This is a genomic window from Thioclava nitratireducens (assembly GCF_001940525.2).
Taxonomy (GTDB): domain Bacteria; phylum Pseudomonadota; class Alphaproteobacteria; order Rhodobacterales; family Rhodobacteraceae; genus Thioclava; species Thioclava nitratireducens.
The window spans coordinates 2430729-2449968 of record NZ_CP019437.1; the positions used below are offsets into that span (position 1 = coordinate 2430729).

The following is a 19240-nucleotide window of genomic DNA, read 5'->3' on the forward strand; positions in this document are numbered from 1 at the left end:
TAGGAGAGGCGCGAAAGGACCGCCCATGCCCAATACGCCCGAAATCCCCGATCCCGCCCAGCCCGCCTTCATCCTCGTGCGTCCGCAGATGGGCGAGAATATCGGGGCGGCGGCGCGCGCGATGCTCAACTTCTCGCTGCGCAAGATGCGGCTGGTGGAACCGCGCGACGGTTGGCCCAACCCCAAGGCGGTGGCGATGGCCTCGGGGGCGGCCGGTCAAGTGCTCGATTTCGCGGGCGTCTATGACAGCGTGGCGGACGCGGTCGCCGATTGCGATTACGTCTTTGCCACCACCGCGCGCGGCCGTGAGTTGCCCAAACCCATCTACACGCCCGAGGCGGCGATGGACGAGGCGCGCAAACGCATCGTCGCAGGCCAGAAGGTCGGCGTGCTTTTCGGGCCCGAACGCACGGGGCTGGAGAATGACGACATCCTGCGTGCCAATGCGATCATCACCGTGCCGGTGAACCCGGAATTCTTCTCGCTCAACCTCGCGCAGGCGGTGCTGCTGTCGGCCTATGAGTATTCGCGCCACACATTGGAGTCCGTTCCGATCGATCCGGGACTTGCGGGCCATGATCCTGCAAGCGCGGTCGAGGTCGAGAAGCTGGGCGATCACTTCGAGCAGCGGCTCGAAGAGGCGGGCTTCTTCCACCCGCCCGCGAAGGCCCCGATGATGAAGCGCAACCTGCGCAACATGTGGACGCGCTTCGCGATGACGCGCTCGGAGGTGCAGACACTGCACGGCGCGCTGCGACAAATCCTCCGCGGGCGCGACTGACGCTTGGTGAAAACCGTGGCATGCGCCATCTTGGCGGCATGTGGCGAGTGATCCGGGTCTCTCTATTGGCGCTTCTGGCGGGCGGGCTTCTGGGCCTGATCGCTCTCTTGTGGTTCTATCCGGTACTGGCGGCGGGGCTATGCCCGCGCTGCTTCGGGCTGGACCGGGCCGCGCCGGGCATTTTCGTCGAGCATGAGATGAGCCGCGCAGAGCGCCGCGATCTGGTCGAGACGGTCGATGCGGCACGCGACACCGTCGCCCAATTTTATCCCACGCGCGAAGCCCATACCCGCATTCTCGCCTGCACGAGCGACGCCTGCGACCGCCGCCTTGGTGGGCGGGGTGCGGCGGCAGTGACCTATTCGCTCGGGGCCTGGGCGGTGATCCGCGTGGCCCCGCGCGGGCTGACCGAGACGATCCTCGCGCATGAGCTGACCCATACAGAGACCCATGCCCGGCTGGGGGTTCTGGGTCAGGTACGCGGTCGCATGCCCGCGTGGTTCGACGAGGGGCTAGCGGTGCTGGTCTCGAACGATCCGCGCTATCTCGGGCCAGGCTCGGGCATCGGGCGCTGTCAGGCGCTGCCGCGCGCCGATCTGCCCAGCTCGCCCTTCGACTGGGCACCGCAGGCCGGGCGCGACAACCGACTTTATGCCGAAGCCGCCTGCGCCGTGCTGATCTGGGAGGCGCATCAGGGCGGACCTGAGGCAATCCTTGCGCGGCTGGAAGACGGGCGCAGCTTTCCCTGAAACGCAGCCATGCGCGAGGCGTGCGCGGATTGCGCTTGACCTGAGGGCGTGTGCGCAGAAAAAGGGGCCATGGCACAGGCACATCTTCATATCGACCTCGACGCAGTGGTCAGCAATTGGCGCGCGCTCGACGCGCAATCGGGTGAGGCGACGCGCACGGCGGCGGTCGTGAAAGCCGACAGCTACGGCTTGGGCGCAGAGCGTATCGCCCCGGCGCTTTACCGGGCGGGTGCGCGGGACTTCTTCGTCGCGCTGGCCGAGGAAGGCGCGAAGCTGCGTCCGCATCTGGGCGAAGACGCGCGGATCTTCGTTCTTGGCGGTCATATGGCGGGCGATGCGGGTTTCCTGCGCGACGCGCGGCTGGTCCCGATGCTGAACTCCGGCGAACAGGCGCAGCGGCATCTGCAGGCGATCCCCGAAAGCCCCGTGGGCGTACAGCTCGACACCGGGATGAACCGGCTCGGGATGGAGGCTGCCGACTGGCAGGCCGCCGCCCCGCAGCTGATGGAGCGCGGGATCGAATTGGTGATGAGCCATCTCGCCTGTTCCGACGAACCCGACCACGAGATGAACGCCAAGCAGCTGGCCGAGTTCAAACGCATGACCGACGGTATGGGGTTGAAACGCTCGCTTTCGGCGACGGGCGGCATTCTGCTCGGGCCGGACTATCATTTCGACGTGACACGCCCCGGCATCGGCCTTTACGGCGGGCGCCCCTTCGAAGAGGCGCGCCACGTCGTGACCCTCTCGCTGCCGGTGATCCAGACCCGGATCGTCGAGCCTGGCGAAACCGTGGGCTACGGCAACACCTGGACCGCCGAGCGCGAGACGCAGATCGCGACGCTCTCGGCGGGCTATGCCGACGGAATTCACCGCGTGCTGTCGAACATCACGAACCTTTACGCGGGCGACACGCCCTGCCCGCTGCGAGGCCGCGTCTCGATGGACCTGCTGACGGTGGATGTGACCGATCTCGATACGGTGCCCGAGACGCTAGATCTGCTCGGGCCGCATCAGGGTGTCGACACGCTGGCGGATCTCGCGGGCACGATCGGCTACGAGATCCTGACCTCGCTCGGTCCACGCTATGCCCGCCGCTACGCGGAGCCCGCCGCATGACCGCAACGGCGCTCAGCCGACCGCTGGCCACGCTCGGGCGGGCCACGCTCGCGCTTCTGGCGGAGACGGGGCGGCTGTCGCGCTTCGTGGGCGAGACGCTGAGCCACCTGCTCCGCCCGCCCTTCTACCTGCGCGAATTCTGGCTCGCTTGTCTCAATATCGGCTGGCTGTCGCTGCCGGTGGTGGGGATGACCGCCCTGTTCACCGGCGCGGCGCTGGCGCTGCAGATCTACGCGGGCGGCGCGCGCTTCTCGGCAGAGCAGGTCGTGCCCTCGATCACCGCGATCGGAATGGTGCGTGAACTTGGCCCCGTCCTGGGCGGCTTGATGGTGGCGGCGCGTGTGGCCTCATCCATCGCGGCCGAAATCGGCACGATGAAAGTGACCGAGCAGATCGACGCGCTCACCACGCTCTCGACCAACCCGATGAAATATCTCACCGTGCCGCGCGTGCTGGCCGCGACGCTTTGCGTGCCGATGCTGGTCGGCGTGGGCGACGTGATCGGGATCATGGGCGGCTGGGTGGTCGGCGTGAACCGTCTCGGCTTCAACTCCGCCACCTACCTCAAGAATACGTGGGATTTCCTCGAGTTCTGGGACGTGGGATCGGGCCTCGTGAAGGGCGCGGCCTTCGGCTTCATCGTGGCGACGATGGGCTGCTATCACGGGATGAATTCGGGCCGCGGCGCGCAGGGCGTGGGCCGGGCGACGAAATCGGCGGTGGTCGCCGCCTCGGTCGCGATCCTCGCCGCGAATTACGTGCTGACGGAGGCGTTCTTCTCGGCATGATCACGCTTGAGGCCATAACCAAGAGCTTCGGATCGAACCACGTCCTGCGCGGCGTCGATCTGGTGGTGCCGACGGGGCAATCGACGGTCATCATCGGTGGCTCGGGCACCGGCAAATCGGTACTGCTGAAGTGTATCCTCGGGCTGGTCAAACCCGATAGCGGGACGATCACACTCGACGGGGTCGATGTCCGCACCGGGGAGCGCGACGCCTTCCTCGCCCGCTTCGGGATGCTGTTTCAAGGCGGCGCGCTGTTCGACAGCTTTTCCGTCTGGGAGAACGTCGCTTTCCGCCTGCTGCGCGGCGCGCTGAAGCGCCCCAAGGCGGAAGCGCGCGAGATCGCGGTGGAGAAGCTGCGCCGGGTGGGCCTGTCGCCGGATGTCGCCGACCTATATCCGGCGGAACTCTCGGGCGGTATGCAGAAGCGCGTCGGCCTTGCCCGCGCGATCGCCGCAGAGCCCGAGATCATCTTCTTCGACGAACCCACCACCGGGCTCGACCCGATCATGGCGGGTGTCATCAACGAGCTGATCCGCGAGATCGTCACCGAGATGGGCGCGACCGCGATGACGATCACCCATGACATGACCTCTGTCCGCGCGATTGCCGACCGCGTTGCAATGCTCCACGCGGGCAAAATTCGATGGGAAGGTCCGATCTCGGAAATGGACGCGACTTCAGACCCTTACGTCCAGCAGTTCATCCACGGACGTGCGGACGGACCGATCGAAACGCTTCGTTAACATACAGGCTGCGGAACCAAGCGAATTTCCGCGCATTCTCCCCAAGTGCTTGATCCGCCAACGAGACTCAAACTCGGACCGGTTCCGGCCAACATCTTCAACAAGGGGACCGGGGGGTTCAGACAATGCAAACCGAACACGTTGGGAGTGCCAATCTAGACCGTATCAACGCGGCGATTGGCCAAGCACTTACCGTCACCGTCGCAATCACCGCACTCGCCGCGATCGGCGCGGTCGCTGCGGCGTCGCTCGGCCTGATGCCGTGGCTCAGTCTCGAGGCGCAATTCGGCGACACCGTCCTGCCTGATTTCGGCGCCTGGCTACAGGTTGGCGCAGCGCTTCTGGCGCTGATCCTGTTGCTCTATCTGCCCTCCTGCTCGCGCGTGTCGAAGCTCGAAGGCAGTCATCGGCGGTTCCACGTCGACATGGATGACGTGACCCGCGCCTATCGCAGCGCGCATGATGCGGACCGCGCAGGCGTTTTTGCGCTGTCGGGCGAGTTCGACGCCATGCGCGAGCGCATCAGCTATCTGCGCCAGCATCCCGACCTGGGAGGGCTCGAGCCGGAGCTGCTGGAACTGGCCGCACAGATGAGCCTGCAATCGCGCGACCTCGCGAAGGTCTATTCCGAGGAAAAGGTCAAACGCGCCCGCGCCTTCCTCGAACAGCGCCAACAGGAGGCGGAGACGCTGAGCGATCAGATCTCGGTCGCCCGTGGAACCTGCACGCAGCTGCGCGAATGGCTGACCGATGTCGAGACCGAGGAGCGCGAGGTGAACGCCGAGTTTCGCCTGCTGGAGCGCGACCTGCGTGACATCCTGCCGCTGCTGGGCTACGAAATCGAAGACGGCCCGCAGCCCAACGTGGTGCCGATCGCGAAGAAAGAATCCAAGTCGTAACGGGGCCGAAGCGTCCCTCGGGAAGAGCGCCGGTCGATGCTGAAATTCGCCAATCTGGCGCTCTTGCTGCTCTTTCCCCTCGCATGGGCCGCGCCGCTTCTGCGCGCGGGGCTCTTGCCCTTCTTCGGGCTGGAGGGAATCTCGGTGCTCAGCGGGCTGCAGACGCTGTGGCGGACGGATGTGTTTCTCGCCCTGCTCGTCAGTTTTCTGGCCCTGTTTGCCCCCTATCTGAAGGTGATCGGCGTCGCGCTGATCCAGTTCGATCTGGCATCGCCGCGCCTGCTGCCGACGCTGAACGTCTTGGGCAAGCTGGCGATGGCCGACATCTTCCTGATCGCGATCTATATCGTCGTGGCGAAGGGCGTGGGCGTCGGGCGCCTCGAGACGGCTTGGGGGCTGTACCTGTTTACCGGATGCGTCGCGGCCTCTTTCGCGATCTCGCATCTGGAAATGAAAAAGGCGCCGCGAGGGTGATCCCCCGGGCGCCTTTCGCGTCCGTTCAACCGATCAATGGACCGAGACCGGGTCCAGATCGTTCTGCCGGGCCAGCGAGAAGGCCAGCTTGCGGTCCTTCACCAGCGCGAGCCGTTCGCCATCGCTGTCATGCACCGCATAGAGGTGATCGACATCGTCCAGTTCGGCCCGGATTTCCTCGGGCAGATCAACGACCGCCACTTCGCGGACATAGACGATGGGATGTTCGGCCTTATCACCGAAATCGTATTCCGTATTCATTGCGCTTTTCCTTTCCTGCCTGATTATTTCCGCTCGATCGGGATGGTCTGCACGATCGTCTCGGGCGGCGCCCTGTTCAGATCGACATGCAGTAGACCGTTCTCGATCGTGGCGGCTGCGACCTCGACCCCTTCGGCGAGCACGAAGCTGCGCTGAAAGGCCCGTGCGGCGATCCCGCGATGAAGGAACAGGCGGTCGCCATCCTCCTCGCTTTGACGACCGCGGATCACCAAAGCCCGGTCTTCGAGGGTGATCGCGAGGTCTTCCTCTCGGAAGCCTGCCACTGCGAGCGTGATGCGGAACGCATCCTCGCCGCGTTGTTCTATGTTATACGGCGGATAGGCATCCGATCCCTTGGCGGTGCGTTCCACCAGCCGTTCCAGCTGGTCGAAGCCCAGCAGGTAGGGATGTGCGCCAAAACTCAGTTTCGTCATTCGGCAAGCCCTTGATCAAGCGACGTTGCAAGTTCGGGCCCCGATCTTCGGCAGCCCACTAGTCAAATATGGGCGGCGTGGAAGCCCCCTGCAAGACCCCGCCGTCCATTTACGCTAAGGGCAAATTTTCTCCTAAGTCGTTCGAAACCTGTTATATTGACCCTCCCCCTGACGGGCCCAGCCGAGTCGGGCGGAGGGTAAATCGCGCAACCAGAACCGGATGATACGGATATGAACGCCCATCTCGAGATGGATCATGAAGAAGTGCTGCGGGTGAAGCTGGAAGTGCTGCGGCGTGAACACCGCGATCTGGACGAGGCGATCTCTGCCCTCACACAGGCGGTGCATTCCGATCAGCTGCGCCTCGTGCGACTGAAAAAGCAGAAGCTGGCCCTGAAAGACGAGATCGCGCGGATCGAAGACCAGCTCACGCCCGACATCATCGCCTGATCCCCGAATTGATCCCGACCCGATCGGTGCTGCAGCCCTGCCGGGGCTTGCCGCGACGGCACAGATTCCTATAGTGCGCGCTCCATCTGAAAAGGGGGCGTCATGAGCGTGAAAGTGGGAATCATCATGGGCAGTCAGTCCGACTGGACCACGATGAAAGAGGCGGCGGAAATCCTCGACGAACTCGGTGTGGAATACGAGGCGAAGATCGTCTCGGCCCATCGCACCCCCGACAGGCTCTGGTCCTACGGAAAGACCGCCGTGGAGCGTGGTCTGCACGTCATCATCGCAGGCGCGGGCGGTGCCGCGCACCTGCCCGGCATGATGGCCTCGAAAACCCGCGTGCCGGTGATCGGCGTGCCGGTGCAGACCCGGGCGCTCTCGGGCGTCGACAGCCTCTATTCCATCGTGCAGATGCCCAAGGGCTTCCCCGTCGCGACGATGGCGATCGGCGCGGCGGGTGCCGCCAATGCGGGCCTGATGGCGGCGGGAATCTTGGCCGTGTCCGATGCGGATCTGGCAAAGCGGCTCGATGACTGGCGCGAGAAGCTCTCCGCCTCGATCAAGGAGGAGCCGGAAGATGAGTGAGCCCCTGCCCTATGGGTCGGTGATCGGCATTCTGGGCGGCGGTCAGCTGGGACGGATGCTCTCCGTCGCGGCGTCGCGTCTGGGCTACAAGACCCACATCTTCGAGCCGGGCGCGAACCCGCCCGCAGGTGACGTGGCCCATGCGGTGACGACTGCGCCCTATGAGGACGAGGCCGCGCTGCGCGCTTTCGCCGAAGCCGTGGACGTCATCACCTACGAGTTCGAGAATGTCCCGACTTCGGCGCTCGATCTGCTGGAAAGCCTCAAACCGATCCGCCCCAGCCGCAAGGCGCTCGCCGTCAGCCAGGACCGTCTGGTGGAGAAAGCCTTCCTCAACGACCTGGGCCTCGCCACAGCACCTTTCGCCGCCGTGGACGATATCGAGGACCTCAAGGAAGCGATCGCCGAGATCGGCTGCCCCGCGATCCTGAAGACACGCCGCTTCGGCTATGACGGCAAGGGACAGGTGGTGATCAACGCGCCCGAAGAGGCTGCCGCCGCGCTGGAGGACATGAAGGGCGCGCCTGCGATCCTCGAAGGCTTCGTGGAGTTCTTCAAGGAAATCTCCGTGATCGGCGCGCGTGCCGAGGATGGCGCGATCTCCTGCTACGATCCGGGCCAGAACAAGCATGAGGGCGGCATCCTGCGCACCACGCTGGTGCCCGCCGCGATCACTGACAGCCAGCGCACCGATGCGGTACTGCTGGCGGCGAAGATCCTGAACAAGCTCGATTATGTCGGCGTGATGGGGGTCGAGCTGTTCGTCACCCGCGACGCGCTGATCGTGAACGAGATCGCCCCGCGCGTGCATAATTCCGGCCACTGGACGCAGGCGGGCTGCGCGGTCGACCAGTTCGAGCAACATATCCGGGCCGTGACCGGCTGGCCGCTGGGCGATGGCGGGCGCCATTGCGACGTCGAGATGGAGAACCTGATCGGCGACGACATGGACCGCGTGCCGCGGCTGACGAAGCTCGCGCGGTATCAGATCCATCTCTACGGCAAGGCCGAGGTGAAGCCGGGCCGCAAGATGGGTCATGTGAACCACATCCTGTAAGTGAAAAAGGCGCCCATCGCGGGCGCCTTTCTCTTATATCGCAAGATCACTTATGTCGCACGATCACTTCGCGGACCATGTGAAGCGCGTGCCCCACGGGTCTGCCACGCTGTCGCCATAGGCCTCGCGGAAGGCGGCGAGCGGCTCGGCATCGGCCTTCAGCCCCACCTCGGCCAGACCGGTCACGGGCTGGTGACGCTCCTTGGCGCCGCGGCTGTTCCAGATATTCGTGGCGAGGTGGTGGTGATAGCCGCCCCAGCCGTGGAAATTCGCTCCCGGATAGCGGGCCATCAAATCCGCACCGAGCGTCTCGGCATAGAACGGCTCCGCTGGATCGAGCGCACCGACCTGTAGGTGAACGTGCCCGATCACCGAACCCTTCGGCGCGCCGCGCCACGGGCCGCGGGCCTGCGCCATCACGTCAGCCAGATCGAGCGGGTCGGTCACCATCGCGATCATCCCGTCCTTGCGCGGCCAGTCTTCGCGGGCACGGTCACGGTAGATCTCGATCCCGTTGCCTTCGGGGTCGTGCAGATAGACCGCCTCGCTCACGAGGTGATCGGACGCCCCGTCGAGCCGGATGCCTTTCTCGGCGGCGTGGTTCAGCCACGCGCCCAGATCGGCGCGGTCGGGCAGCAGAAAGGCGGTGTGAAACAGTCCCGCCTCTGCCCGGCTCGATTTGCGCGCCTCCGGGTCGGCTTTCAGGATCACGAGCACCTTGCCATCGACGCCGTAACGCGCCTCGGCAGTGTCGCCCCCGATCCACTCCAGCCCGAGCACGCTCTCGTAGAACGCGCCCACCGCCGGGAGGTCACGGACCACGAGGGTCACATGGCCGATTTCGACATTTGCATCACTGGTCGCCATCGTCTCCTCCTGTCATTTCCGGCTCAAAGGGCGCAGCGCATAGGCGCCGTCACCCAGAACAGCGAGCGTGAATTGCACGATGGCCCACATCACCGGATATTCCCAGCCGCCGCCTTGGTTCGAGAATCCGAAGCCGTTGCCCCAGTGCGCCGTGAAGGCCGCGCCGAGCAGGATGAACCCGAGCCCGAAAGAGACGATCCGCGCATAGATGCCGGTGAGCAAGGCGATACCGCCGAGGAATTCCGCCGCCATCGTCACGATGCCGAGCCAGCCGGGCAAACCCAGCGATTCAAAGAAACCCATCGTGCCGGCCGGAGTGAAAACGAAAAGCTTCGTCAGGCCGTGGGTGAGAAACAGCGCCCCGGTCAGAAGGCGCAAAACGAGGATGCCGTAGGGGGCGAGTTTGGTGTCGATCATGGTCTATCTCCTGCAACCGCACTTTGTGTGCGGTGTGTTCGCGTTACAGCGAGGAAATTAGCCGTTCCGTTAGTGAATAAAATGGATATTATCTGGAATGACTTTTACCATTTTGTTCTGAATTGCGATGGATATCACCGAACAGCTCCGCGCCTTCGTCGCGACCGCCCGCGCCGGCTCTTTCACCGCGGGGGCGGAGCAATTGGGCATCTCCAATCGGCTCGCCTCGAAATACGTGGCCGAGCTGGAGGAACGCCTTGGCACGCGCCTTCTGCAGCGCACGACGCGGCGGATCGGGCTGACCCCCGCGGGCGAACGGCTGCTGGCCGATGCGCCGGGCGTGCTCGACGGGCTCGACGATCTCTTGGGCGCGGTGTCCGAACAGTCGCGGGGTTTTTCCGGCGTGCTGCGGATCTCCGCGCCAGTCACTTTCGGCGAGGTCTATCTGGCCGAGATGCTCGCGCGCTTCGCCGCACCGCACCCCGATCTGGTGATCGATCTGACGCTCTCGGATGCACCGACCGATCTGGCCGCCGAGGGGATCGACCTCGCTTTCCGGATCGGGCAGCTGCGCGATCAGGCTCTGCGGGCGCGCAAGCTGGGCGAGATCGGGATGCGCGTCGTGGCCTCTCCGGCCTATCTCGAACGGGTGGGCCGTCCTGCGAAGATCGCCGATCTGACCGATTACCGCTGCATCCATGACAGCAATCACAGCGCGATCCCGCATTGGCGGCATCGTGAGAGCGGCGAGATCACCACCCTGCCCGTTCCCGCGCAAATCCGCGTCAACAGCGCCAGCGCGGCCTGCGAGCTGGCGCTGGCGGGCCACGGCATCGCCTATGGGCCGGACTTCGTGCTGGGCCCTGAAATCGCAGCGGGGCGGCTGGTCTCGCTCTTTCCGGAGGAGATGCTGCTGCGCATCCCGATTCACGCGGTCTATCTCGACGGGCCGCGGCTGCCGCGCAAGCTGCGCGCGTTGATCGAGTTCGCCTACGAGGATACGCGCCCCTTCCGGGCCTGAGCGCTCAGCCCTTGACCGTCGCCGTCACGCCGCGCGTGGCCGACGTCTCGGACCGCTGTGCGCCTTGGGCGCGCTGGTCCATCATGTCCTCGACGAAAAGGCTCAGAAGCGCGCCGCGTCCGTTCACCCCGGCTTTGCGGTAGATTGCCGCGCTCTGCGCCTTGGCGGTGCCCTCGGACGTCCCGCGAAGGGCCGCGATTTCCGCCGTACTGAGCCCCTTGATCGCGAAAAGCGCGACGTCGCGCTCTGCCGCCGTGAGGCCCCAGTCCGAGAAGCGTTCTTCCAGAAGGTCTTCGAAGGCCGAGGTCGCCCGGTCCAGGCGCGCCTGCGCCCGCGCCCCCTCGCGTAGTGCCCCCGCCAGAGCGAACGCCCCGAGCGCGAGGCCCAGAACGAGGCCGAGCGCGGCGCCGATTTCGAGGAATTCGCGGTTCTGCCAACTGATCGGCGCCGGGTAGAGACCGAAGATCGACAGCAGGATGTCGGAGATGAAGAACAGCGCGCAGACAGCCTGAAAGAGCAGGATCGCCCCCACAAGCACCGCCCGGCGCAGCCGCGACGTCATAGCGCCGCTCCCGTCGACCGCTGCGGGGCGTCAATCATCCGCACTGTCTCCGCCGCTATCGCTGCTATCGCTGCCCCCGCCATCGTCGCTGCCGCTGTCGTGGCTTCCGCCATCGTCGCTGCCGGCGCTGGACCCGCTGTCGGATCCGCTATCCGAGTCGCTGCCGCCATCGTCCGACCCGTCGTCGGAGCCGTCTCCTCCGGATGTGGCGCCCTGTCCGGCATAGGAGCTCGATCCGTTCCCGCCCAATGGCGTGTCGTTCAGGATCGGCCTGCGGCTGGAGCGTGACAGATCGCGCAGGATCTCGCCGCTGCGCGGATCGAGGACGATCTCGCGCTCGACGCCTGCCCGGGTGCCGGTGATGCGCACGCGGCCCAACAGGGTCCGCTGTACGTCGATGCCATGATAGCCGTAATCTTCGAGCTGTCGGGTGACCGCCTCGCTGGCGCTCTCGGCACGGGCGAGGCCGGGCGCGAAAGGCACGCTCAACGCGCCGATCAACGCGGCTATCGCCAAGTCTCTGCGCAATCTCATCGGCTCCTCCTCCCGCGCGGATACGCGGCTCTTGCGGGGATTATGCCCGGCGCAGGGAGCGCCGGGCAAGTCCGTTCGGATCAATCGTCGTTGCTATCATGCGAGCCGCCGTCATCCGACCCGCTGTCATGTGAGCCGCCGTCGTCGGAACCGCTGTCATCCGAGCCGCCATCGTCCGAGCCGTGGTCGTCCGAACCGTGATCGGAATCCGACATGGTGTGATCGCCGTCGCTGCTGTCATCCATGCCCTGATCGTCGCTACCGTTATGGTCGTCTTCGCTGCCGTCGTAGAAATCTTCCGATTGCTGACGGACGCTGACGCCCTGCGTCATGTCCTCGCCCGCGCGCGTCCGGTAGGTTTCCTGTTTCTGGATCTTGCCGGTCTCGCGGTCATAGACCACTTCGATCTTGGTGCCGTCGGGGTTGTAGCCCTCGGCCTTGACCTGGGTCGGACCGACCTTGATCTCGATGCTGGTGAAGCCATTGGCCTGAAGATCGGCGGCGATGCCGTCCGTGGACACTTCAGCCTGCGCCATATGCGCTGAGACCGCGAATGCCGCGAGTACGGCGAGGGTAGATTTCATCTTCATCGTCTCTCTCCTCCGATGGGAATTGCGCCGCGGGCTGCGACGTCGGGGGAGAGGGTCGGCGGACAGGGCCCGCCGGTCCATTGACAATTGGGTTATGTCGGCACATTCGGCCTGCCGTTGCAGGACATAAACCTGAGTTTATGCCTGCATATCGAAGCCGAGATGCTTCGCGACGGCGAAAATGTCCTTATCGCCGCGCCCGCACATGTTCATCACGATGATATGGTCCTTGGGCAGATCGGGGGCGATCTTCATCACATGGGCCAGCGCGTGCGAGGGCTCGAGCGCGGGGATGATCCCTTCGAGACGGCAGGAGAACTGGAACGCCTCCAGCGCTTCCTTGTCGGTGATGTTCACATATTCCGCGCGACCCGTGTCGTGCAGCCAGCTATGCTCCGGCCCGATTCCCGGATAGTCGAGCCCGGCCGAGATCGAATGCCCTTCGAGGATCTGCCCGTCCTCGTCCTGCAGCAGGTAGGTCCGGTTGCCATGCAACACGCCCGGACGCCCGCCGGTGAGCGAGGCGCAATGCTCCATCTTCTCGTCGACGCCGTGACCGCCGGCTTCGACGCCGATGATGCGCACGGATTTGTCGTCGAGGAACGGGTAGAACAGGCCCATCGCGTTCGAGCCACCGCCGATCGCCGCGATCACGGTGTCGGGCAGACGGCCCTCGCCTTCCTGCTCTTCAAGCTGCCAGCGCACTTCCTTGCCGATGATCGACTGGAAATCGCGCACCATCGCCGGATAGGGGTGCGGACCGGCCACCGTGCCGATGCAGTAGAACGTGTCGCGCACATTGGTCACCCAGTCGCGCAGCGCATCGTTCATCGCGTCTTTCAGCGTGCCGCGGCCCGATTTGACGGGCACGACCTCGGCGCCCAGCAGGCGCATCCGGAAGACGTTGGGCGCCTGACGCTCGACATCGGTCGCCCCCATATAAACCACGCATTTGAGACCGAATTTCGCGCAGACCGTCGCGGTGGCCACGCCATGCTGGCCCGCGCCGGTCTCGGCGATGATCCGGGTCTTGCCCATGCGCCGTGCCAGCAGGATCTGCCCCAGCACGTTGTTGATCTTATGCGCGCCGGTGTGATTCAGCTCGTCGCGCTTGAGATAGACCTTCGCGCCGCCCAGCTCTTCGGTGATGCGGGGCGCGAAATACAGCGGCGACGGACGGCCGACATAGTGCTTCCACAGATCGTCCATCTCCGCCCAGAACTCGGGATCGGTCTTGGCCTTCTCGTATTCCTCTTCGAGCGCGAGGATCAGCGGCATCAGCGTCTCGGACACGAAGCGGCCACCGAAAATGCCGAACCGCCCATTCTCGTCGGGCACATTCATGAAGGAATTGATCAGATCGTCAGCCATGGCTCACCTCGCGCTTTTCGTGACGACGGGTCTAGCGTCAAAGCGGGGCAAGATAAATCCCTGCCCCGGCCTCAGACCAAAAATACTCGATTGCGCCGGGCCCGGCTACGCCCCGTCGGCCCCCTGACGCGCGGCGTGGACGAAGGCGCGGATTTTCTCGGGGTCTTTCACGCCCGGCGCGCTTTCCACCCCGGAAGAGACATCGACCTGCCGCGCGCCGGCCAGCAGGATCGCTTCGGCCACGTTTTCGGGCGTCAGCCCTCCGGCCAGCATCCACGGTTTTTCCCATTTGCGCCCGGCGATCAGCCGCCAGTCGAAGGAAAGCCCGTTACCGCCCGGAAGCTCCGCCTCTTTCGGCGGCTTGGCATCGAGCAGAATCTGGTCGGCCACCGCCTCATAGTCCGCGATCTTCGGCAGATCGGCCGCATCCGCGACGCCCACCGCCTTCATTACGGGCAGACCGAACTTGGCGCGGATCTCGGATACCCGCTCCGGCGTCTCGGAGCCGTGAAGCTGGATCATGTCAAGCGGCACGGCCTCCGTGATCTCGGTGAGAAGCTCGTCGCTCGGGTTCACAACCAGGCCAACCTTGGCGATGCCGGGTTCCACCTCCTGCGCCAACTCGCGCGCCTCGGCGATCTCCAGATGACGCGGGGATTTCGGGAAGAAAACGAAGCCAACATAGCGCGCCCCCGCCTCGACGGCGGCGGCGATATCCTCGGCCTTGCGCAGCCCGCAGATCTTGACCCGGGCGAGACCCTGCGCGTTGCGGTCTATGGCGACGGTCGGCATCTCAGCGCGAGGGCTGGTCGAGCAGCGCCAGCACGTCGTCCTTCGGGCCGGTCTTGTCGTGGCGCAGGGTCTGAACCTCCGCCTCGAGCTTGCGGGCCTTGCGGTGCGACTGGCGGGCATCGCGGCGCAGACGCGCCTCGCGCGCCCATTCCCAGACGAAACCGATCAGCAGGCCGATCAGAACGCCCGCGAGGATCACGAGGAACAGCGGCACCTGAACAGCCCAGTCCCAGCCAAGGAAGCTGCCCGCCTCGAGCGGCAGCACCCGCAGCGTGACGATTTGACGATTGGCCAGCGCCAGTCCGATCAGGACCACGGCGAGCAGGCCGAGAAACAGCAGCCGAAGCGCTCGAATCATTAGCTCTTATTCCTCTTTCCCGTTCAGCCGGTCGCGCAGCAGCTTACCGGTCTTGAAGAAGGGTACATGTTTTTCCTCGACCTCAACCGCTTCGCCGGTGCGCGGGTTCCGACCGGTGCGCGCGTCGCGCTTCTTGACGGAAAAAGCCCCGAAGCCGCGCAGCTCGACGCGGTCGCCCGAGGCGAGCGCCTCGGTGATCTCGTCGAAGATCGTGTTCACGATCTTCTCGACATCCCGCTGGTAAAGATGCGGATTCTCCTCGGCAATCTTCGTGATCAACTCAGAGCGGATCATCTTGTTATCTCCCCCACGGGCTTGGCCGGGTGAGCTCCCGGCTCTCACATGCGTCAGAGTGCAATTATAGGACCAATCGGGTCAGCGCGGAACAGCAAAGACCCGGAAAATCCACGTAAAATCGAGCCCCTAGCGGTCTGCCGCCGATAGAACCGCCTTCGCAATCGCAGAAAATTGGCCGATCGCCCGCCCACGCGTCACCCTGTGCGCGAATCGCTGTTGCACATCGCCAAGCCTTTGCAGGAACGAAAAAGGCCCCGCCAAACGGCGGGGCCTCCGGATGGACCGAGCGGTCCGATCTCTTACTTGTCGCCCTTGAGCGCGGCGCCCAGGATGTCGCCCAGCGACGCACCCGAGTCCGACGAGCCGTACTGTTCCACGGCTTCTTTCTCTTCAGCGATCTCGCGCGCCTTGATCGACACACCCAGCTTGCGGGTCTTGGAGTCGACGTTGGTCACGCGGACATCGACGTGATCGCCAACCTGGAAGCGCTCGGGGCGCTGGTCGGCACGATCGCGGGCGAGGTCCGAACGGCGGATGAACGACTTCATGCCGTTGTATTCCACCTCGACGCCACCGTCTTCGATCGCGGTCACGGTCACGGTCACGATCGAACCACGCTTCACGCCGTCAACGGCATCCGAGAACGTGTCGGCGTCGAGCGCCTTGATCGAGAGCGAGATACGCTCCTTGTCGGTGTCCACTTCGGTGACAGCGGCCTTGACCATGTCGCCTTTGCGGTAATCCTGGATCGCATCCTCGCCACGCTGTTCCCAGCTGAGGTCCGAGAGGTGAACCATACCGTCGATGTCGTTCTCGAGGCCAACGAACAGACCGAACTCGGTGATGTTCTTGACTTCGCCTTCGATGACGGTGCCGACCGGGTGGGTCTCTGCGAAGACTTCCCACGGGTTGCGCATGGTCTGCTTGAGACCCAGCGAGACGCGGCGCTTCGCGGTGTCGATCTCGAGGACCATGACGTCGACTTCCTGGCTCGTCGAGACGATCTTGCCGGGGTGGACGTTCTTCTTGGTCCAGGACATCTCGGACACGTGCACGAGACCTTCGACACCCGGCTCCAGCTCGACGAACGCGCCGTAGTCGGTAATGTTGGTCACGCGGCCGGTATGCACCGAACCCAGAGCGTACTTCGATTCCACCGAGTCCCACGGATCCGACTGCAGCTGCTTCATGCCGAGCGAGATGCGGTGGGTTTCCTTGTTGATCTTGACGACCTGGACCTTGACGGTCTCGCCGATCGACAGGATCTCGGACGGGTGGTTCACGCGGCGCCATGCCATGTCGGTGACGTGCAGCAGACCGTCGACGCCGCCCAGATCAACGAACGCACCGTATTCGGTGATGTTCTTGACCACACCATCGACGACCTGACCTTCGGAGAGGTTGGCGATGACTTCGGCGCGCTGTTCGGCGCGGCTCTCTTCGAGGATCGCACGACGCGAGACAACGATGTTGCCACGACGACGGTCCATCTTGAGGATTTGGAACGGCTGCTTGAGACCCATGAGCGGGCCAGCGTCGCGCACCGGGCGCACGTCAACTTGCGAGCCGGGCAGGAACGCGACAGCGCCGCCCAGATCGACGGTGAAGCCGCCTTTGACGCGACCGAAGATGGCGCCTTCGACGCGCTCTTCCTTGGCGTAAGCTGCTTCGAGACGATCCCATGCCTCTTCGCGGCGGGCTTTCTCACGCGAGATCACGGCTTCGCCGCGGGCGTTCTCGACACGGTCGAGATACACTTCGACTTCGTCGCCGACTTCGATCTGCGGAGCCTCGCCGGGGTTGGCGAATTCTTTCAGTTCGACGCGGCCTTCCATTTTGTAGCCGACATCGATGATGGCCTGGCCCGCCTCGATGGCGATGACCTTGCCTTTAACAACCGAACCTTCGTTCGGGGTGTCGATTTCGAGGCTCTCGTTCAGAAGGGCTTCGAATTCGTCCATGGTTGCATTTTGCGACATGCGTTCAGATTTTCCTTTTCATCTTCGGTTTTCTGGCCTTGCGGTTGGCTCCGCCGGTCTTTCGTTGGAATGTCCGTGCTGCAATAGCGCACAGGCCGGGTGAGTCCCGACCTGCCTCAGACCGCGCCGATATAGGCGCGATCAACCATTATCGCAAGCATTTATTGCGTCCTGAGCAGGCCGTGGCGGCCTCTCGCTCAACCGTGGCTCGCACTGGCGAGAGCGGCCTTGACGTCGCCCAGCATCCACGACGAAAGCGGGGTCGCGCTGGCGGGATAGGTCGCGATCAACGATCCGTCGCGGCCCAGCAGCACCTTGTTGAAGTTCCAGCTCGGCTCGAACCCCTCGGTGTCATGCATGTAGCGGTAGAACGGATGCGCCTGCGGCCCCTTCACCTTGGCCAGCTGCGCCATCGGCAACTCGGCCCCGAAGGTCAACGCGCAATAGCGCTTGGCCTCCTGCGCGGTGGAGAGTTCCTGATGGAAATCGTTCGAGGGCACGGTCAGAACGACCAGCCCGTCGCGTCCGTAGGTCTCGGACAGTTTCTGCAACTCGGTGAACTGGGGCGCGAAGCCGCATTTGGATGCGGTATTGACCACGAGCACGACCTTGCCACGAAAATCGGAGAGCGACACTTTTCCGCCTTCGACCAGATCGAAGGACAGATCGCCGGGCACCGGCGTCGCGGAGTGCGCCTTGACCCGGAGCGGTTCGGGAAGCGGACTGTCGGCCCGCGCCGGAGCGGTCAGGGACGCGGCGCCAAGACAGATGCAGGCCAAAGCCAGGGGCAAGCGCATCGGACCTTCCTCATGTAGTTTTCACGTACCGCTAACGCAGCGAGGCGGGAAAAGGTTCACCATTTCGTGATTATATATTTCGGATGTTTCTTTTCCTCAATCGCAAATGCGATCGACGCGGCGATATTTCGGCACCGGGAATTCTGGTATTTCCATGGGATCACGGGGCTTTACGCCAGGGCGCACCGCTTCCGGTGCGGTGGTCACGCTGTCGAAATCGAGCGCGAGGCGCTGGCAAATTCCGAGGCTTTTCTGCGCTATCGCCCCCAGATCGCTCAGATCGACCAGATGCCCGCCCTTTCGCGCGAAGCCCGTGACGCCGAAATCGAGCGGCGGATCGAGGCGCAAGCGCTCGGTGTCGGGACCGAAGAGCGTCGCACCGCCTTTCCAATCCTCGGCAGGTCCAAGCGCCACCTGCAGCTCGAACCGGCCCGGCGGCACCAACAGGCGAAAGAACTCCCCACCCTGCGCATAGGCCCCCATCACGTCCTGCCCGGTCATGGCATCGCGCAGCACGATGTAGAGATCGCGATCCGGGGCGGATTTGATCTGCAACGGCATGGTGCGCGGCAGGTCCGTCTCGCTCCATAACAGGCCCTGCGGGCGCTCCTCGGCGGTCGCCTGAGAGGCAAGAACCAGCAAGAGGAGCCCCCAGCGCAGCATCCCTGCCCCCTAGTCCAGATCGCCCGCGCGGCGGGCCTCGATCTGATCGGCGGCACGGGCGACGGCCTCTTCGATGCTGAGATCCGACGTGTCGATCACGAGCGCATCCACGGCCGGGCGCAGCGGGCTGTCGGCGCGGCCCATGTCGCGGGCGTCGCGCTCGCGCACCTGTTCGAGCACATCTGCCTCGTCGCCGCCGAGCTCGAGCCAGCGCCGATGCGCGCGCACCTCCGGCGAGGCGGTGACGAACAGCTTCACCTCCGCCTGCGGGCAGATCACCGTGCCGATGTCGCGCCCGTCGAGCACCGCACCGCCCTCTCGCGCCGCGAAATCGCGCTGAAACGCCACCAGAGCCGCGCGCACCTCCGGGATCGCGGCGACGATCGAGGCCGCCTGCCCCGCTTCCATCGTGCGCAGATCGTCGCGCTCCAGATCCTCGGGGCGGAGCGCCTTGGCCGCGGCGATGGGCTCCAGCCCCTCGGTCTCGGATTTCATGCCGACCGCGCGATAGAGTGCACCGGTATCAAGATGCGCCAGCCCAAACTGCTCGGCCACGGCGCGGCTGATCGTGCCCTTGCCGGCCGCGGCGGGGCCATCGATGGCGACGGTAAAGCGCATGAACGGTCCTTTCTTCTCACAGCGACGCGGA

26 protein-coding genes are annotated in these 19240 nt (G+C 64.7%); 11 read left to right on the forward strand and 15 right to left on the reverse strand.

From position 1 onward, the window contains the following. Nucleotides 1-25 precede the first annotated feature (25 nt). The 7 genes from BMG03_RS11545 to BMG03_RS11575 all read left to right on the forward strand — a co-directional run bounded on the left by BMG03_RS11545 (nt 26) and on the right by BMG03_RS11575 (nt 5553). Nucleotides 26-781, forward strand: a complete 756-nt coding sequence (locus BMG03_RS11545; protein WP_075774933.1) for an RNA methyltransferase — start codon at nt 26-28, stop codon at nt 779-781. A gap of 20 nt (nt 782-801) precedes the next feature. Beyond that, nucleotides 802-1530, forward strand: a complete 729-nt coding sequence (locus tag BMG03_RS11550; protein ID WP_075774934.1) for a hypothetical protein — start codon at nt 802-804, stop codon at nt 1528-1530. Nucleotides 1531-1599: 69 nt separating this feature from the next. Continuing rightward, complete coding sequence (gene alr, locus BMG03_RS11555) at nt 1600-2649, forward strand: alanine racemase (protein ID WP_075774935.1); 1050 nt, start codon at nt 1600-1602, stop codon at nt 2647-2649. Beyond that, nucleotides 2646-3437 (forward strand): MlaE family ABC transporter permease, encoded by a 792-nt coding sequence (locus tag BMG03_RS11560; RefSeq protein WP_075774936.1) that lies wholly within the window; start codon nt 2646-2648, stop codon nt 3435-3437. Before alr ends, BMG03_RS11560 begins: the two co-directional genes overlap by 4 nt. Continuing rightward, a complete protein-coding gene (locus tag BMG03_RS11565; RefSeq protein ID WP_075774937.1) occupies nt 3434-4180 on the forward strand; it encodes an ABC transporter ATP-binding protein in 747 nt (248 codons plus the stop codon). The genes BMG03_RS11560 and BMG03_RS11565 overlap by 4 nt, the downstream gene beginning before the upstream one ends. Before the next feature lie 125 nt (nt 4181-4305). Further along, nucleotides 4306-5079: a hypothetical protein gene (locus BMG03_RS11570; protein ID WP_075774938.1), complete on the forward strand. Its 774-nt coding sequence runs from the start codon at nt 4306-4308 to the stop codon at nt 5077-5079. Nucleotides 5080-5115: 36 nt separating this feature from the next. After that, a complete protein-coding gene (locus BMG03_RS11575) occupies nt 5116-5553 on the forward strand; it encodes a paraquat-inducible protein A (RefSeq protein WP_075774939.1) in 438 nt (145 codons plus the stop codon). Nucleotides 5554-5586: 33 nt separating this feature from the next. Here BMG03_RS11575 and BMG03_RS11580 read toward each other — a convergent pair whose 3' ends face one another. Both BMG03_RS11580 and BMG03_RS11585 read right to left on the reverse strand, forming a co-directional pair. Continuing rightward, entirely contained in the window at nt 5587-5814 is a 228-nt protein-coding gene (locus tag BMG03_RS11580) for a DUF1150 family protein (protein WP_075774940.1), read from the reverse strand. 23 nt (nt 5815-5837) lie between these two features. Continuing rightward, complete coding sequence (locus BMG03_RS11585) at nt 5838-6248, reverse strand: Hsp20 family protein (RefSeq protein ID WP_075774941.1); 411 nt, start codon at nt 6246-6248, stop codon at nt 5838-5840. Between the two features lie 231 nt (nt 6249-6479). Here BMG03_RS11585 and BMG03_RS11590 point away from each other — a divergent pair, with 231 nt between their 5' ends. The 3 genes from BMG03_RS11590 (at nt 6480) to BMG03_RS11600 (ending at nt 8343) form a co-directional block, all read left to right on the forward strand. After that, the gene (locus BMG03_RS11590; protein WP_075774942.1) at nt 6480-6698 is read left to right on the forward strand and encodes a YdcH family protein; all 219 of its coding nucleotides are present in this window, start codon (nt 6480-6482) and stop codon (nt 6696-6698) included. A 102-nt stretch (nt 6699-6800) separates the two neighbouring features. Then, entirely contained in the window at nt 6801-7286 is a 486-nt protein-coding gene (gene purE / locus BMG03_RS11595; protein ID WP_075774943.1) for a 5-(carboxyamino)imidazole ribonucleotide mutase, read from the forward strand. Further along, nucleotides 7279-8343 carry a 5-(carboxyamino)imidazole ribonucleotide synthase gene (locus BMG03_RS11600; RefSeq protein ID WP_075774944.1) on the forward strand — a complete coding sequence of 355 codons (1065 nt, stop codon included), beginning with the start codon at nt 7279-7281 and terminating at the stop codon, nt 8341-8343. The genes purE and BMG03_RS11600 overlap by 8 nt, the downstream gene beginning before the upstream one ends. A gap of 63 nt (nt 8344-8406) precedes the next feature. On the opposite strand, the gene BMG03_RS11605 is transcribed toward BMG03_RS11600, so the two are convergent. Continuing rightward, nucleotides 8407-9210: a VOC family protein gene (locus BMG03_RS11605; RefSeq protein ID WP_075774945.1), complete on the reverse strand. Its 804-nt coding sequence runs from the start codon at nt 9208-9210 to the stop codon at nt 8407-8409. Between the two features lie 12 nt (nt 9211-9222). Further along, a complete protein-coding gene (locus BMG03_RS11610; RefSeq protein ID WP_075774946.1) occupies nt 9223-9627 on the reverse strand; it encodes a DoxX family protein in 405 nt (134 codons plus the stop codon). A 127-nt stretch (nt 9628-9754) separates the two neighbouring features. Between BMG03_RS11610 and BMG03_RS11615 the strand changes: the two genes are divergently transcribed. Beyond that, the gene (locus BMG03_RS11615) at nt 9755-10648 is read left to right on the forward strand and encodes a LysR family transcriptional regulator (RefSeq protein WP_075774947.1); all 894 of its coding nucleotides are present in this window, start codon (nt 9755-9757) and stop codon (nt 10646-10648) included. Between the two features lie 4 nt (nt 10649-10652). Here BMG03_RS11615 and BMG03_RS11620 read toward each other — a convergent pair whose 3' ends face one another. From BMG03_RS11620 to BMG03_RS11670, 11 genes are all read right to left on the reverse strand, one after another. Continuing rightward, nucleotides 10653-11210, reverse strand: a complete 558-nt coding sequence (locus tag BMG03_RS11620) for a helix-turn-helix transcriptional regulator (RefSeq protein WP_075774948.1) — start codon at nt 11208-11210, stop codon at nt 10653-10655. Between the two features lie 30 nt (nt 11211-11240). Then, nucleotides 11241-11744, reverse strand: a complete 504-nt coding sequence (locus tag BMG03_RS11625; protein ID WP_157771583.1) for a hypothetical protein — start codon at nt 11742-11744, stop codon at nt 11241-11243. Between the two features lie 80 nt (nt 11745-11824). Continuing rightward, entirely contained in the window at nt 11825-12334 is a 510-nt protein-coding gene (locus tag BMG03_RS11630; RefSeq protein WP_075774950.1) for a PepSY domain-containing protein, read from the reverse strand. A gap of 138 nt (nt 12335-12472) precedes the next feature. After that, nucleotides 12473-13705 carry a tryptophan synthase subunit beta gene (gene trpB / locus BMG03_RS11635; RefSeq protein ID WP_075774951.1) on the reverse strand — a complete coding sequence of 411 codons (1233 nt, stop codon included), beginning with the start codon at nt 13703-13705 and terminating at the stop codon, nt 12473-12475. 105 nt (nt 13706-13810) lie between these two features. Continuing rightward, nucleotides 13811-14497: a phosphoribosylanthranilate isomerase gene (locus BMG03_RS11640; RefSeq protein ID WP_075774952.1), complete on the reverse strand. Its 687-nt coding sequence runs from the start codon at nt 14495-14497 to the stop codon at nt 13811-13813. A 1-nt stretch (nt 14498) separates the two neighbouring features. Beyond that, nucleotides 14499-14855 carry a lipopolysaccharide assembly protein LapA domain-containing protein gene (locus tag BMG03_RS11645; protein ID WP_233243041.1) on the reverse strand — a complete coding sequence of 119 codons (357 nt, stop codon included), beginning with the start codon at nt 14853-14855 and terminating at the stop codon, nt 14499-14501. A 6-nt stretch (nt 14856-14861) separates the two neighbouring features. Beyond that, the gene (gene ihfB, locus BMG03_RS11650; RefSeq protein ID WP_075774953.1) at nt 14862-15149 is read right to left on the reverse strand and encodes an integration host factor subunit beta; all 288 of its coding nucleotides are present in this window, start codon (nt 15147-15149) and stop codon (nt 14862-14864) included. A gap of 302 nt (nt 15150-15451) precedes the next feature. Then, nucleotides 15452-17131: a 30S ribosomal protein S1 gene (gene rpsA / locus BMG03_RS11655; RefSeq protein ID WP_075774954.1), complete on the reverse strand. Its 1680-nt coding sequence runs from the start codon at nt 17129-17131 to the stop codon at nt 15452-15454. A gap of 197 nt (nt 17132-17328) precedes the next feature. Beyond that, complete coding sequence (locus BMG03_RS11660; protein ID WP_077701238.1) at nt 17329-17928, reverse strand: glutathione peroxidase; 600 nt, start codon at nt 17926-17928, stop codon at nt 17329-17331. A 96-nt stretch (nt 17929-18024) separates the two neighbouring features. Further along, nucleotides 18025-18591, reverse strand: coding sequence for a hypothetical protein (locus tag BMG03_RS11665; RefSeq protein ID WP_075774955.1), 567 nt, complete (start codon nt 18589-18591; stop codon nt 18025-18027). Nucleotides 18592-18600: 9 nt separating this feature from the next. Next, a complete protein-coding gene (locus BMG03_RS11670; protein WP_075774956.1) occupies nt 18601-19209 on the reverse strand; it encodes a (d)CMP kinase in 609 nt (202 codons plus the stop codon). Between the last annotated feature and the right edge of the window lie 31 nt (nt 19210-19240).

What these genes read in the sequence shown, in the direction of transcription:
- BMG03_RS11625 (WP_157771583.1), bottom strand. Translation starts at nt 11,744, where the DNA reads ATGAGATTGCGCAGAGACTTGGCGATAGCCGCGTTGATCGGCGCGTTG.
- BMG03_RS11620 (WP_075774948.1), bottom strand. Translation starts at nt 11,210, where the DNA reads ATGACGTCGCGGCTGCGCCGGGCGGTGCTTGTGGGGGCGATCCTGCTC.
- BMG03_RS11610 (WP_075774946.1), bottom strand. Translation starts at nt 9,627, where the DNA reads ATGATCGACACCAAACTCGCCCCCTACGGCATCCTCGTTTTGCGCCTT.
- BMG03_RS11640 (WP_075774952.1), bottom strand. Translation starts at nt 14,497, where the DNA reads ATGCCGACCGTCGCCATAGACCGCAACGCGCAGGGTCTCGCCCGGGTC.
- BMG03_RS11660 (WP_077701238.1), bottom strand. Translation starts at nt 17,928, where the DNA reads ATGCGCTTGCCCCTGGCTTTGGCCTGCATCTGTCTTGGCGCCGCGTCC.
- BMG03_RS11560 (WP_075774936.1), top strand. Translation starts at nt 2,646, where the DNA reads ATGACCGCAACGGCGCTCAGCCGACCGCTGGCCACGCTCGGGCGGGCC.
- BMG03_RS11550 (WP_075774934.1), top strand. Translation starts at nt 802, where the DNA reads ATGCGCCATCTTGGCGGCATGTGGCGAGTGATCCGGGTCTCTCTATTG.
- BMG03_RS11545 (WP_075774933.1), top strand. Translation starts at nt 26, where the DNA reads ATGCCCAATACGCCCGAAATCCCCGATCCCGCCCAGCCCGCCTTCATC.
- BMG03_RS11615 (WP_075774947.1), top strand. Translation starts at nt 9,755, where the DNA reads ATGGATATCACCGAACAGCTCCGCGCCTTCGTCGCGACCGCCCGCGCC.
- BMG03_RS11580 (WP_075774940.1), bottom strand. Translation starts at nt 5,814, where the DNA reads ATGAATACGGAATACGATTTCGGTGATAAGGCCGAACATCCCATCGTC.
- BMG03_RS11590 (WP_075774942.1), top strand. Translation starts at nt 6,480, where the DNA reads ATGAACGCCCATCTCGAGATGGATCATGAAGAAGTGCTGCGGGTGAAG.
- BMG03_RS11565 (WP_075774937.1), top strand. Translation starts at nt 3,434, where the DNA reads ATGATCACGCTTGAGGCCATAACCAAGAGCTTCGGATCGAACCACGTC.
- BMG03_RS11600 (WP_075774944.1), top strand. Translation starts at nt 7,279, where the DNA reads ATGAGTGAGCCCCTGCCCTATGGGTCGGTGATCGGCATTCTGGGCGGC.
- alr (WP_075774935.1), top strand. Translation starts at nt 1,600, where the DNA reads ATGGCACAGGCACATCTTCATATCGACCTCGACGCAGTGGTCAGCAAT.
- BMG03_RS11630 (WP_075774950.1), bottom strand. Translation starts at nt 12,334, where the DNA reads ATGAAGATGAAATCTACCCTCGCCGTACTCGCGGCATTCGCGGTCTCA.
- BMG03_RS11570 (WP_075774938.1), top strand. Translation starts at nt 4,306, where the DNA reads ATGCAAACCGAACACGTTGGGAGTGCCAATCTAGACCGTATCAACGCG.
- BMG03_RS11665 (WP_075774955.1), bottom strand. Translation starts at nt 18,591, where the DNA reads ATGCTGCGCTGGGGGCTCCTCTTGCTGGTTCTTGCCTCTCAGGCGACC.
- BMG03_RS11670 (WP_075774956.1), bottom strand. Translation starts at nt 19,209, where the DNA reads ATGCGCTTTACCGTCGCCATCGATGGCCCCGCCGCGGCCGGCAAGGGC.
- BMG03_RS11605 (WP_075774945.1), bottom strand. Translation starts at nt 9,210, where the DNA reads ATGGCGACCAGTGATGCAAATGTCGAAATCGGCCATGTGACCCTCGTG.
- trpB (WP_075774951.1), bottom strand. Translation starts at nt 13,705, where the DNA reads ATGGCTGACGATCTGATCAATTCCTTCATGAATGTGCCCGACGAGAAT.
- BMG03_RS11645 (WP_233243041.1), bottom strand. Translation starts at nt 14,855, where the DNA reads ATGATTCGAGCGCTTCGGCTGCTGTTTCTCGGCCTGCTCGCCGTGGTC.
- BMG03_RS11575 (WP_075774939.1), top strand. Translation starts at nt 5,116, where the DNA reads ATGCTGAAATTCGCCAATCTGGCGCTCTTGCTGCTCTTTCCCCTCGCA.
- BMG03_RS11585 (WP_075774941.1), bottom strand. Translation starts at nt 6,248, where the DNA reads ATGACGAAACTGAGTTTTGGCGCACATCCCTACCTGCTGGGCTTCGAC.
- rpsA (WP_075774954.1), bottom strand. Translation starts at nt 17,131, where the DNA reads ATGTCGCAAAATGCAACCATGGACGAATTCGAAGCCCTTCTGAACGAG.
- purE (WP_075774943.1), top strand. Translation starts at nt 6,801, where the DNA reads ATGAGCGTGAAAGTGGGAATCATCATGGGCAGTCAGTCCGACTGGACC.
- ihfB (WP_075774953.1), bottom strand. Translation starts at nt 15,149, where the DNA reads ATGATCCGCTCTGAGTTGATCACGAAGATTGCCGAGGAGAATCCGCAT.